The following is a 13,018-nucleotide window of genomic DNA, read 5'->3' on the forward strand; positions in this document are numbered from 1 at the left end:
ACCTGGAAAGCGTCGCCAGCACCCTGGATGGACAGCCATTCAGCCAGGGCCAGCGCGTGGGCAGCCCTGGCTCCCATGTGCTGCAGATCACCGCCCGCGACCGTGCAGGCAACCAGGCGCAGCGGACTGTCATCTTCACGGTGCTCGGCACCGCAGTGCAGGAACCTGTTGCGGTGCCTGCCTGGCCCTCGGACCGGGCCATGCTGGTCCTGATGTGCCTGGCCATGGCATTCGTTGCCCATCGCGCTCTCGGAAAAACACGAAAAAAATGATGTCTTCAGTCTCCTTCTCCGCCCGTGTCAACACCTCGGCCTGGCTGCGCCACCTGTGGGCCGCCATGGTGCTGGTCACTTTGCTGGTGGAGAGCGCGTCGGCCAGGGCTGCACAGCCGTCGGCCCCTGCACCCGTGACGCAGGAGGACGTGATCAACGCCATCTCGGCAGGCCGAGATGCCTCGGCGCTGCTGGGCAGCGTGGACAACCGCACAGGCGGCGGCATTGCCATGCGCAACACCACGGGCAAGCAACTGGCCCAGGCCCTGGCAGCCATGGCCGATGCCTTGGCCGCCGGTGATACCTCCCGCATCCGGCAGGCCCATGAGCACGTGCGCGCCAGCGCCATGCTGTTGAAAGAGGACAGCATGGATCTCAAGGGCCGGCTTGCCGATCCTTCGCTGCCCTCATCCTTTGAAGCGCGCCGTGCCGCGGTCCAGGTGCAGATCGACCAGCTGCTGCAGAAGCTGGCCGCCGCCATGCCGGGGCTGGATGGAGACAGCCAGCAAAAGGCCCAGGCCGTGGGGGCGTTGCGTGAAGCGCTTCAGGCCACTGGCCAGGCGCAGGGCAATGCACCGGTGCTGCGTGCCGCGATGCTGCCCGTACGGCCTCTGGGCCTGGCCGTGCGCGCGCCAGTGAGCGCTCCGGTCATCCTGCCCAGCTACGAAGCAGGGCAGGAGATTGCAGCCATGCCGGAAGACGTGGCCGACGCACCGGAGGCACCGCTGAACGAGGAAATTGTCGCCAAGGCCAAGGAACTCGACTACGACTATGTGCGCATCTACGAGTACGTGCGCAACGGCATTCGCAGCGAGTGGTACAGCGGCAGCACCAAGGGTGCCCTGGGCACCTTGCGCACGGGCGCAGGCAATGCGGTGGACCAGGCCTCGCTGCTGGTCGCCATGCTGCGCGCCGCGGGTGCGCCTGCCCGCTATGTTCACGGCGTGGCCGAAATCGGCGTGGACGGCATTGCCAGCGCTGCCGGCCTGGGCGATCCCGGCTTGGTGCCGGAAATGCTGGCCAAGGCCGGCATTGCCTACTCGCCCGTTGTCCAGGGCGGACGCGTCGCCCTGGTCCGCATGGAACACACCTGGGTGGCCGTGCAGGTTCCCTACACCAACTATCGCGGCATCGTGCTCGATGCCTCTGGCAAGACCTGGCTGCCTCTGGACGTGTTCCACAAGACCCTGCAGCCCAGGCCCGCCGGTGCCGGCTTGGCGGACCTTGGACTGGATCTGCAGCAGCTTGCCACACAGTACCGCTCCAAGGTGCAGTCGGTGGACTTCGGCAGCTTCGTGCGCGAGCAGGTCGATGCGGCCCTGCAGCCGAAATCCTCCAGTTACGAAGGGGCCGTGGCACCCATGCCCATCCGGGCCCAGGCGTTGGGGTTGCTGCCCAACACCCTGGCCTTCACCGTCGTGGCCGCTACGGCGGAATCAGCGGCACTGCCTGATGCAGTGCGATCCACGGCCCGCCTGCGCCTGTTCAACGACGCGACCGGCGCCGGGGAGGCCGGCCTGGACATCAGCCTGCCCGTGCACGAGCTGTTCAACCAGCGCGCCACCATCAACTACATTCCGGCCGAACTGGCCGACCACCGCGCCATTTTGCTGGCGGGCGGTCTTGACCTGGCACCGCTGTATCTCTACCAGCTGCGTCCGGAACTGCGGCTGGATGGATACCAGCGCAAGGTGGGCCTGGCTCCGCTGGCAGGTGGCAGTCAGGTCAAGTTCCGCCTGGACATCCAGAACCCGGCGAACACACAGACCGTGGAGCAGAGCTTCCTCGTCGGTGCCTACCACGCCATTGGCGTGGGGCAGTCCGGTGTGGCCCGCAGCGCCACGCCTTCGGCACGAGACGGCGAATACGATGCTGCCCGATTGCTGGACGGCATCATCCAGCGCTACGAATCGCAGTGGAATGCCTTCGAAGCAGGGGCTGCTGCGTTGAGCGGAGCGGCCGTCGTGCATCCCGCGCCGTCCGTGACCATTGTCAGCAATGCCCTGAACGCCTACGGCGTCAATGGCGTGCCCTACACGCTGGAGTGGAAGGGCGTCACCATCGACGCCGCAGCACACCCTACGGAGGTCATTGCCTCCGATGCGGCCGGCGCACGCCGGCTACAGGCTGCTATCGGACTGGCGGGCTCCTCGCTGGAACACAGCGTCTTCCAGTCGCAGTTCGGCGCCGAGTCCGTGTCCGCAGACAAGCTCATCGCGTTGGCACGGTCCCGGAACGCCACCGTGCTCACGCTCACCTCCCCCAACGCGCCTGAACTGGCCACGCTGCCGGTGGCACAGGGCACAAGAGCCGAGCTGCGATCCTGGCTGCAGTCGGGCCACAGTGTCGAGATCACCGCGCAAAGCGTTGCCCATGGCGCATGGAGCGGCATGGGCTGGATCGTCAGCGATCCCGCCACGGGCGCCAGCGGCTACTTCCTTACCGGCGGCATTGCCGGCGGTGCTACGGTGCAGAGCCCCTGGACGCTCCAGTTCCTGGCCGATGCCCTGGCCGGGGCGCATACCGATGCGCCCAACAACGACCCATCCTCGGGCACCAGCGTTGAATGGCTGAATGCCGATGCCGATCTGCAAGGTGTGGTGGGGCAGGCCCTGCCAGGGCCGATGAGCGTGCGTGTGCGTGATCGCGATGGGCGGCCCGTCAAGGGTGCAAGTGTGAGCTTTATGGCCGTGAAGGGCGGAGGCCGGGTCCACCCGGCTACCAGCACCACCAATGCCCTGGGCGTGGCCACAGCCACCATGACTCTGGGCCAATCCACTGCAGCATCTCCCATCTATATCTTGCGAAGGAAAACGGATAAGTACGTCACACAAGCCGGTTTGAACGTCTTTGACGCCTCAGCTGCATCCGCTTCTGGAACGCTCAAGCCCGCAACGCCCCTGTGGACCACGGCGTTGCCGGATGTGCCTGCCACGCTCAATGCAAAAAAGCTGCTAGAGGGCGATGCCACCCCGGGCATGGCCTCTTTGCAAAGCGCGTACTCCATAGAAATACTGGACAAATTCTCCAACCCGGTGGCCAACATCAAGGTCACGGGGACTGGTCTGGCGGCCAGCGCGAGCTGCGACCCTGCTGTCCGGCCCACACCGGCCACCGTCAATGGACCCTATGACAGCGATACCCATGGCGTAGCCTTTCTGTCGGTCACGCCCGGGCCGACCAATGGCACCGTCTCGCCGGTTGAAGTCACTGCGGGTGGTCTGTCCACCACTTTGCAGGTCCGCGTGGATGCACCCTGCACACGGCCTCCGACGGCGATCACTCTGGCGTGGGCGTATGTCGACAAGGATGGTCTTGCCGATGCCGCAACGGGTCTAGGCAAGCGCTATGGCCGGCCATTCAGCCTGGAGCTTCTGCAGGAGCGAGCCAGCGTGGGCTGGAATTCGGCCCGTGTCTGTGTCTACCAGGGCACGCGTACTTTCGAGCCAATCACGACAGCCTCTGTCCAGCCCCGGGTGTTCGGCGGCGGCAGTGCGCTGGACTTTGCCGGAGCAGGTGCGGGCGCATGGCAAACCCATGTTCTTACAGGCCCCAGTCCCGCCCTCAATCAACTGAGCTGGAGCGTCGGCGGTACCTACATCACTGACCGCATGGACACGCGCGACAAAAAGTGCACTTCCGAGCCTGTGGAAGAGCCGCTGGCCATGAACGTCACCTCTGGTGTCAGCTCCGTATACGGCGTGCGCATCCGCATCAATGCGGTCACCTCGGGCGACACCGATGCCAATACGGACCCCAATCGCCTGTATCTGTCAGATGCCGGTTTGAATGTCTACCCGATCAAAGTCGATTTCAAGCTCGAACCCGAGGCCTACAAAGCCTCCGCCGTACAGGTGCGCGTGTTCGAGGATGGCCAACTTGTCGCTGTGCGCCCTTCGGGCAGCAAGCAAAAACAAGGCGATGTACAGATCGAGCGCGGCAACCGCTTCGACATCGTCAAAACCTACCAGGCCGACGCCTACGTCAGCGACGACATCATCTCCGAGAAGATGGAGCTGCCCTTCAGGCAGCGCATCGTCACCAGCTACGACCGCGTGCTGCGCCTGATGCGCGACGTGGATATTGCCAATGACCGCTTCTGCGCCCAGGGCAGTGCGCTCAACTTCATCCTGAGCCAGAACGCCAGGATCACGCTGGAGGCCACCCGCCTCAGCGATGACGACAATCCGGTGCCCACGGGCAGCCCCGTGCGCCTGGTCGATGGCCAGGCATTTGCCATGGGCGCCAACAGCATCACGCTGGCGCCCGATGCCCTGCTGCCTGCCAGGAACGGCTATGCCTTCACCCTCACGGCCGTCAGTGACAAGGATGGATCGGTCGAGCCCAACCAGGGCCTGGTCATCTCCAAACTGATGCTCAACGATGCCTTGCCGGTGGGCAACATCCTCATCCAGGGCGTCAATGTCAAATCCGGCCGCATCAACCTGTCCGGCATGGGAATGGGCGTGGCCGCACGCGGGCCGCAGCTGGCGCTGCGCCCGTCCTACTCTTCCGGGGGCTCGGGCAGCGTCGGCGTGCTGGGCGTGAACTGGGGGCACAACTTCGATGCCTCACTGTCCACCACGGCCTGCGGCGACATCCTGGTCAATGCCGGAGACGGCGGCTTCATCCGCTTCCTGCCCCAGGGCAACGGCACGCTCACACCGGCCAAGGGCTACCACGGCACTCTGATCGCCAACAACGGCGACCGCAGCTACGACTTCTATTCCAAGGATGGCACGCGCTATCACTTCGGCTTCATCGGCGGCAAGCGCCAGTGGGCCCTGCAGTCCATCACCGACACCAACGGCAACGCGCTGACCCTCACCTATGACATCGGCGTGGATGCGCCCCTGTTGCAGGTACAGAACGCCTATGGGCAGTCCCTGCAATTCTTCTACCAGACCCGGGCCTTCGTGGGCTCGGGCGCTGCGGTCAACGTCCTGCAAAAAGTGCAGGGCCCGGAGGACATGGGGCTGGCATTCGAATACGACGCCGCAGGCAACCTTGTCAAGATCACCCGCACCGACGCGCCGGAGGCCACCGAGAGCTATAGCTACAGCGACCACACCGGCCCGCTGGGCATGTCCAACCTGCTGCTCAGCCACACCAACGCGCTGGGCCAGGCCACGCAGTTCAAATACCACTCCGGTCCCGTCCTGCGCCAATTCGGCAATGGCCAGATCCCTTCGTTCGAATCCACCGTCATCGGCGTCACCGCCGCCGATGGCGCCCACACCGCCTTTGCCTACAACGCCAAGCCGGAAGAACCGGCCACGGATGTCACCGACGCCCGTGGCAAGCTGACCCGCTACGCCTTCAACAAATACGGCAACCCGCTCAGCATTGCCGGCCCAGCGGGTACCACGTCCATGACCTGGGCCGTGAACGACGTGCTCATGCTGAGCAAGACCGATGCCAACGGCGTCGTCACCCGCTACACCTATGACGCCAACGGCAACCAGACCAGCGAGCAGGTGGGTGGTAGCGGCGGCACCCAGGCCGTCTCCACATCGCAGACCTGGCTGGCTCAGTCCGCGCCGCCCTTCATCAAGAACAAACGCCTGAGCTTCACGGACCGCCGTGGACTGACCTCCTCGGCCAGCTTCGATGCACGCGGCAACCTGACCGGCGAGCAAATGCCCGATGGCAGCCGCATCAGCCACAGCGTCGCCGCCAACGGGGACCGCCAAAGCACCACCGATGTGCGCGGCAATACCACCCACATGCGCTACGACGCACGCGGCATGCGCAGCGCCGTCGTCGATGCACTGGGCGGCACCACCGCCGTGCGCCATGACAACCGGGGCCGGCAGATCGCCGTGGTCGATGCCGAAGGCCGCGCCAGCGAAATGCAATACAACACCCTGGACCAGCTGACCCGGATCACGCTGGCCGCAGGCACGGCCGACGCAGGCCAGCGCACCCAGACCTGGGATGCGCTGGGCAACAAGCTCAGCGAAACCGATGAAGAAGGCCGCACCACCAGCTACCAGTACGACGCCATGGGCCGCGTGCTGCGCAAGAGCCTGCCCTCGGGCGCCATCGTCATCACCTATGACCTGCTGGGCAACAAAACCAGCGAGACCAATCTGCGTGGCGACAAGACCACCTACGCCTACGACGACGCAAACCGCCTGGTCCTGCGCACCGAACCCGCCACCCCACCCAAGACCACCGGCTACGCCTATGACGGCGTGGGCAACATCACCACGGAAACCGACGCGCTCGGCCGGCAGACCACGCATACCTACAACCATCTCAACCAGCGCACGGCAACCAAATTTGCCGACGGCACCACCAGCACTGCCGTCCATGACGGCAACGGCAACAAGACCAGCGAGACCGATGCGCTGGGCCGCGTCACCACCTATGTCCATGACGCGCTGAACCGGCTGCTCAGCCAGACCATCGCGGGCCGCAGCAAGCGCAGCATGGTCTATGACGCAAGCGGCAACCTCCTCAGCCGCACGGATGCCAACGGCAACACCAGTGCCTTCGCCTACGACGCCCTCAACCGTGTGGTGGCGGAGACCGATGCCCTGGGCCGTGTCACCCACACCGACTACGACAAGGTCGGCAACAAACTGCAGGTCACCAACCCGCTGCGCCAGACACAGAAATGGCTGTACAACGCGCGCAACTGGATCGTGGCGCAGCAGGACGGCGAAGGCCACCAGACCCATTACGGCCACGACAAGGTCGGCAACCGCGTGACGGAAACCCGGCCCAACGGCAACATCGTCAACTTCGAGTACGACGCGCTCAACCGGCTCATCCGCAGCGAGGACTCCATCGGCCTGCTCGGTACCACGGCCTATGACGCCGACGGCCACATCACCAGCCAGAGCGACGGGCGCGGCAACGCCACCAGCTTCACCTGGGACGCCATCGGCCGGCAACTCAGCCGCAGCCAGCCTACAGCTGCGGGCAATGCCGTCACTTCCACCGTTTATGACGCAGCCGGCAACATCGTCAGCGTGACTGCGCCTGGCGGCAACGTCATCACTACGAAATACGACAACCGCAACCGCCCCATCGAAGTCCGCGACAGCCTGGGCATCGCCAGCGCCACCACCTATGACGCGGTCGGCAACCCCCTGACCCAGACCGATGGGCGGGGCAGGGTGCTGACCCACCAGTACAACGACTTCAACCTGCGCACGGCCACCAGCGACGGGCTGGGCCAGGTCGGCACGGTCGAATATGACCTGCACGGCAACAAGACCAGCGAAACCGACGCCAACGGCCACGCCACCAGCTACCAGTACGACGCGCTCCACCGCGTCATCGCCACCACCCGCGCCGGCATCCAACTGCAAAAGACCGAATATGACGAAGCCGGTCGCATCCAGTTTGAAACCGATGCGCGTGGCAACAAGGTCGGCTACGAATACGACAAGCGCGGCCTGCTCGTCAAAACCAACCGCAGCCTGGGCGCCATCGACCTGTTGCAGCGCGACAGCATGGGCGACGTCACCCTGGCCACCGACTCCGAAGGCCGTACCACAACCACCGGCTACGACAAGCGCCGCCGCGCCATCAGCGTGGCAGACGGCCTGGGCAACACCACCCACAGCACGTTCGACCTGGCAGGCAACCTCACCGAGGCCAATGCACCCAACGGTGCCACCGTCAGCTACGCCTACGACCCGGCCAACCGCCTGGCCACCATCACCCAGTCCCTGGACAGCGGCCAGGCGCAGGCCACCATCACCTACGACACCAGCGGCAACCTGCTTGAACAACGCGATCTCAACGGCCAAAGCACACGCCATGCCTACGACGCGCGCAACCGCCGCATCCGCACCACACTGCCCGCTACCCAGGCCGGCGAAGCCGTGCAGACCAATGGCTACGACAACGCAGACGGCCTGACCGAACATACCGACGCCAACGGCAACCGTTTCGTCCACACCCTGGACATCCGCGGGCGGCGCACGCAGACCGTCACCACCGTCAGCCAGGGCAACGGCCCGGGCAGCGTGCTGCAGACCACCTTCGGCTATGACGCCAACGGCAACCTGACCAGCACCGCCCAGACCGACAGCCAGGGCACGCGTACCGAAACCACCACCTACGACGCCTTCAACCGGCCCGTCAAGGCCACTGACGCCTGGGGCAACAGCCTCACGCACAGCTACGACCCCCAGGGCAACCGCATCGGCACCACGGCCGCCACGGCATCCGCCCTGGGCGGCAGCGTCACCACCATCGAGTACGACGCCCTCAACCGCCGCACCAGCCAGAGCGGGGCAGGCGGCACCACCCGCATCAGCTACGACAGAACCAGCCGCGTCACCCAACTGCTGCACCCCGATGGCAGCAGCACCGGCACCCGCTACGACAAGGCCGGCCGCGTGGCTGGCGAAACCAGCAGCACCCAGGCCACGGCAGGCGCAGGCAACACCCTGCTGGACGTTGCCTACACCTACGACGTCAACGGCAACCGCATCGGCAGCAGCAGAACGGAATCCCTGTCTGCCGCCAACCGCAGCGCGGCCCTCAGCGCCCATCTGCCCGGTGGCAGCAACAGCGCCAGCCACAACCGCACCCGCGTGGAAAGCTGGACCTACGACGCCCAGGATCGCCTGACCAGCCACACCACGCCCGAGCGCCGCACCACCTGGCAACTGGATGCGGGAGGCCGGCGCATCCAGCAGAACGTGGTCGCCACCGTCGGTGCCACGGGGCCGCCTGTCGGCAGCCCCAACGGCCTGGAAACTGGTGCCTCGGCACCTGAAGGCACGCTGGACTACCGCTACAACGGCCGTGACCAGCTCGTGCAGATCAGCGGTGCGGCCAGCGCCAGCTACACCTACGACGCCAACGGCAACCGCCTCACGCAGGCGCAGACAAAGGGTGCCGTCACCTCCACCACCAGCTACCACTGGAACGCCCAGGACCAGCTCGTCCGCGTGGACCAGGACCAAGGCAGCGGCGCACAGACCCTGGCCCAGTACCGCTACAACGCAGGCAACCTGCGCGCAGAAAAATTCCTCAGCAACGCGGGCCTGAACAAGGCCACGCAAGGCCGCACGGCCACCTACAGCCCGCTGCCCTATGAGCGCATCCAGTGGGATGGCCTGCACGCCCGGCGCAGCTTCGAGATCAGCGGCGCCGACAACCGGCAGACCCTGCACAGCGACACCGACGCGGCCGTGCTGGCTGGCAACACCGCCCCCTGGCTGTTCAACCGCACGCAATACGCCAACGGCCTGGGCAGCACCAGCAGCACCACGCAACTGCATGCCGACAGCAACGGCAACCTGGTGGCCACCGTTGCCAGCGAAGGCGGCACGGCCAAGGCGGACAGCCTGCTGCTGTACGGCGCCTACGGCAGCGTGGACAGCGAAGCCAGCGGCAACGCGGGTACTGGAATCCGCAGCAACGGCCACAGCTTCGGCAGCTACTACGCAGATCCGGAGACGGGCCTGCTGTACGCCAGGGCACGCTACTACGACCCGGCCAGCGGCCAGTTCATCAGCCGTGACCCGGTGGAGGGTGAGGCGAGGCTGCCGATCACCTGGGGTGCGTACCAGTACGGCAGGTACAACCCGTATCGGTATGTGGATCCGAATGGGGAGCAGTCGACCTCCACCCTGATCGACAACGCTGCAGAAGGATGTGGCCGCTTCACCTGCGCCCTCTACGCCCTGGGCAAAGGCCTATACGTGGCCTCCACGCTGGGCTTTGCCAGCGTGCACGACCCCATGCGAGATGCCTACGACGAGGGCAAGATCAGCCAAGGTCAGTATTGGGGTGCAGGCGTGGGCGGCGGGCTGGCCGTGGCGGGACTGAACGTGGCTACTGGAGCTGCTGGAGGTGCCTTGGTGGGCGCAGCCAGCAGCACCGCAGGAAGAGTAGCAGTGGCTGCTGTTGTAGGAGCCAGCAGCGGCGCGGCAGGCGATGCTGCCACGCAGGCGGCGCACATGGGTGGTGGCATCCAGAGCGGCTATGACCTGCAGCAAACGGCCACGTCAGCGGGCGTGGGTGGTGCGTTGGGGGCCGGATCGGTACCTCTGGCAAATGCCATCAAAAGCAGCCTGGATCGGAGGACCGTAGCAAGAGCACTGGCAAAGGAGCTCCAGACCACAGAGCCTGTGCTGTCAGCTAAGACGCCGACCATAGAAGCGGCAAAAGTCCGGCCAGAGGTGAGCGATACAACGCCGACACTGGTGGCCGAAGGGCCCAGGCTCCGAGCGACAGGAGAAGGGCAGTCGGCCACCAGGACAGCGAGGGCTGTACCTAGCGAAGGTCCCTGCTGCTTTGCGCCGGGCACGCTGGTCTCCACGGAGGAGGGCGACAGACCTATCGAAACCATCCAGGTGGGCGACCGTGTCTGGACGCGCATGGAGGACGGCTCAGGCGAAGCCTTCCTGGCGCCGGTGACCGCAACGCATATCCGTGATGACCGTCCAATTCTGCGCCTGACAGTCGAGCAGGTTGCACTGCCGGGCGAGGAGACCGCACAGACTCGCACGGAAGATCTTCTGGTCACTCCCGGCCACCCCTTCTATGTTCCGGTGCGCGGCTTCGTGAGCGTGGAAGAACTGCAGGTGGGGGACGAACTGGTATCCCTCGCCACGCAAACCCACTTGCGCATGCGCGCTCTGCGCCTGGAATCGCCTCAGGGGACGACATACAACCTGACGGTTGAGACGGGGCACACGTTCTTTGTGGGGGGGCTGGGGACCTGGGTGCACAACGTGGGGCCGTGTGCAACATGTGCTAATGGCGCCTGTGAGGTGCACCCACAAAATAGTGCTCTTGTACCTGGTGACCATGAATTTGTTGGTCCAACGCCGACTGGTAGTTGGAGGCTAGCTGCTGAAGGTGACGGTGCCCATCTTGTAGAAAGAGCAAACGTTCGAGGAAGATCAAACTTGTCTCATTTTGACCAACCCGATACTCCACGCTACTATCCATCGGGTTCTGCAGAATCCGCTGGACAGGCACATATTCGTTTGCATAGAGCTACAAAGGCAGAAAATATCAAGCTACGTGGTAATCCTTCTATGACAGACGATGATCTTATTGAAGCATACAGACGTGCTTATGCAAGGCCGGAGATACAGGGAATTATTGGTGATGTCAGGACTCCAAAAGGCCAGGCGATATCTAATGGATCTGGTGTTACACCAATACAGGCGTTTGAAGCATTGTTGAAGAAATATGAATAAGCTAAAAACAATACATATGTCTATCATAGGAATGGGGTTGATATTTTATTCTCCATTTTCCACGAAAGATATCAAGGAGGGCGATGACTATCTCTCATCAGATTTCGAGAATCCAGAAAAAGTACAGGAGCAAGCTATGAGTGGCAGGATTGTTGCTATTAATGTCGGCTCTCCTGGGGAATATGTCCTGAATATTTATTCAGGCTACCCCTCTGAAGAATTTATAAAATCCCGATCTTTGAAATTTAGATTGGGGATCGAGATAAGGGATGAGTTACTTTGTGTTAGAGATCTGTTTGATCTTATTGATTGGGAGGAAGAAGTTGCTGAGGAGCAAGTTTTAAGGTTATCAAACGGATATTATCACATGACTTTTTTGAGTGAAGTTCCTGATTCAGGGGTCCATGGTGATAATCAAGTTATTGATTTGTATCTTCAGAAATTGAATGGAATGCCGAAACTAAGATTTAAAGGTGTTCCAATGTTATTTTGAATTTATATTATATTTAAGGCTGTTTGATTTTTGATGGATTTATTTGGCTTGGCGAAATTTTGCTGCTTGAGATTTTTGTGGCTCTCTAGAGCGTGTCATGCACTTTTAAGTACCCGAGTTGGCTCTGCGCACAGATCCAACGCGAAGGGAAAGCCGGGGGCGTCTAGCTGGGAAAGGGGCCCGGCTTTCGCGGGCACGTAAAAGTTAATAGCACGCTCTAAGGTGATTCCAAAAATATTCCTCTGTTTCCTCAGCCTGAGCTCACAGTGCAGCTTGAATGCGCCTGGAGTGCGGTTACAGAGTCAAGCAGCTGGGTGCCGGAGGCCGGCGCATCCAGCAGACCGTCGTCGCCACGGTCGGTGCCACCCAATGGCAGCCCCAACAGCCTGGAAACCAGCTCATTAGCACCCGAAGGCACGCTTGACTACCGCTACAACGGCCGTGACCAGCTCCGTGCAGATCGGCGACGCAGCCAGCGCCAGCTACACCTACGACGCCAACGGCAACCGCCTCACGCAGGCGCAGACAAAGGGTGCCGTCACCTCCACCACCAGCTACCACTGGAACGCCCAGGACCAGCTCGTCCGCGTGGACCAGGACCACGGCAGCGGTGCGCAGACCCTGGCCCAGTACCGCTACAACGCAGGCAACCTGCGCGCAGAAAAATTCCTCAGCAACGCGGGCCTGAACAAGGCCACGCAAGGCAGTGCGGCCACCTACAGCCCGCTGGCCTATGAACGTATCCAGTGGGATGGCCTGCACGCCCGGCGCAGTTTCGAGATTCGCGGGACAGACAACACCCAGACCTTGCACAGCGACACCGACGCAGCCGTGCTGGCTGGCAACACGGCTCTCTGGCTTTTCAACCGCACGCAATATGCCAACGGCCTTCAAGTGGCGTGTGCCAGGAGGGCTTCTCAGCTGCCAATTACCTGCTTTCAGGGATATGCGCTGCGCAGGCCATCGTCTAGAGTAAGAAATTGTCAGCAGCGCAGTCATTTGTGGCCTGCCTGAAGGCAGTGGCGGGGACCGCTCCCCGCCTGTTCGGATCTTCGGATCTTTTCTTCCAG

The 13,018-nt window shown here is 63.3% G+C and carries 4 protein-coding genes (1 of these 4 cut by a window edge); all 4 read left to right on the forward strand.

All coding sequences use genetic code 11. From position 1 onward, the window contains the following. Positions 1 to 272, forward strand: partial view of a CARDB domain-containing protein gene (locus IAE24_RS04545; protein WP_199959663.1) — the end only. The gene continues 17,134 nt to the left of window position 1, outside the view; 272 of the gene's 17,406 nt are visible here — the last part of the coding sequence; the start codon falls outside the window, past its left edge; it ends in the stop codon at positions 270 to 272. Next, entirely contained in the window at positions 272 to 11,455 is an 11,184-nt protein-coding gene (locus tag IAE24_RS04550; protein WP_199959653.1) for a polymorphic toxin-type HINT domain-containing protein, read from the forward strand. The genes IAE24_RS04545 and IAE24_RS04550 overlap by 1 nt, the downstream gene beginning before the upstream one ends. After that, positions 11,448 to 11,948: a hypothetical protein gene (locus IAE24_RS04555; RefSeq protein WP_199959645.1), complete on the forward strand. Its 501-nt coding sequence runs from the start codon at positions 11,448 to 11,450 to the stop codon at positions 11,946 to 11,948. The genes IAE24_RS04550 and IAE24_RS04555 overlap by 8 nt, the downstream gene beginning before the upstream one ends. Positions 11,949 to 12,368: 420 nt before the next feature. Further along, the gene (locus tag IAE24_RS04560) at positions 12,369 to 12,962 is read left to right on the forward strand and encodes a hypothetical protein (protein WP_199959643.1); all 594 of its coding nucleotides are present in this window, start codon (positions 12,369 to 12,371) and stop codon (positions 12,960 to 12,962) included. Positions 12,963 to 13,018 lie beyond the last annotated feature (56 nt).

This window comes from Delftia sp. S65, assembly GCF_016516495.1.
Lineage (GTDB): Bacteria > Pseudomonadota > Gammaproteobacteria > Burkholderiales > Burkholderiaceae_C > Comamonas > Comamonas acidovorans.

What these genes read in the sequence shown, in the direction of transcription:
- IAE24_RS04550 (WP_199959653.1), top strand. Translation starts at nt 272, where the DNA reads ATGTCTTCAGTCTCCTTCTCCGCCCGTGTCAACACCTCGGCCTGGCTG.
- IAE24_RS04555 (WP_199959645.1), top strand. Translation starts at nt 11,448, where the DNA reads ATGAATAAGCTAAAAACAATACATATGTCTATCATAGGAATGGGGTTG.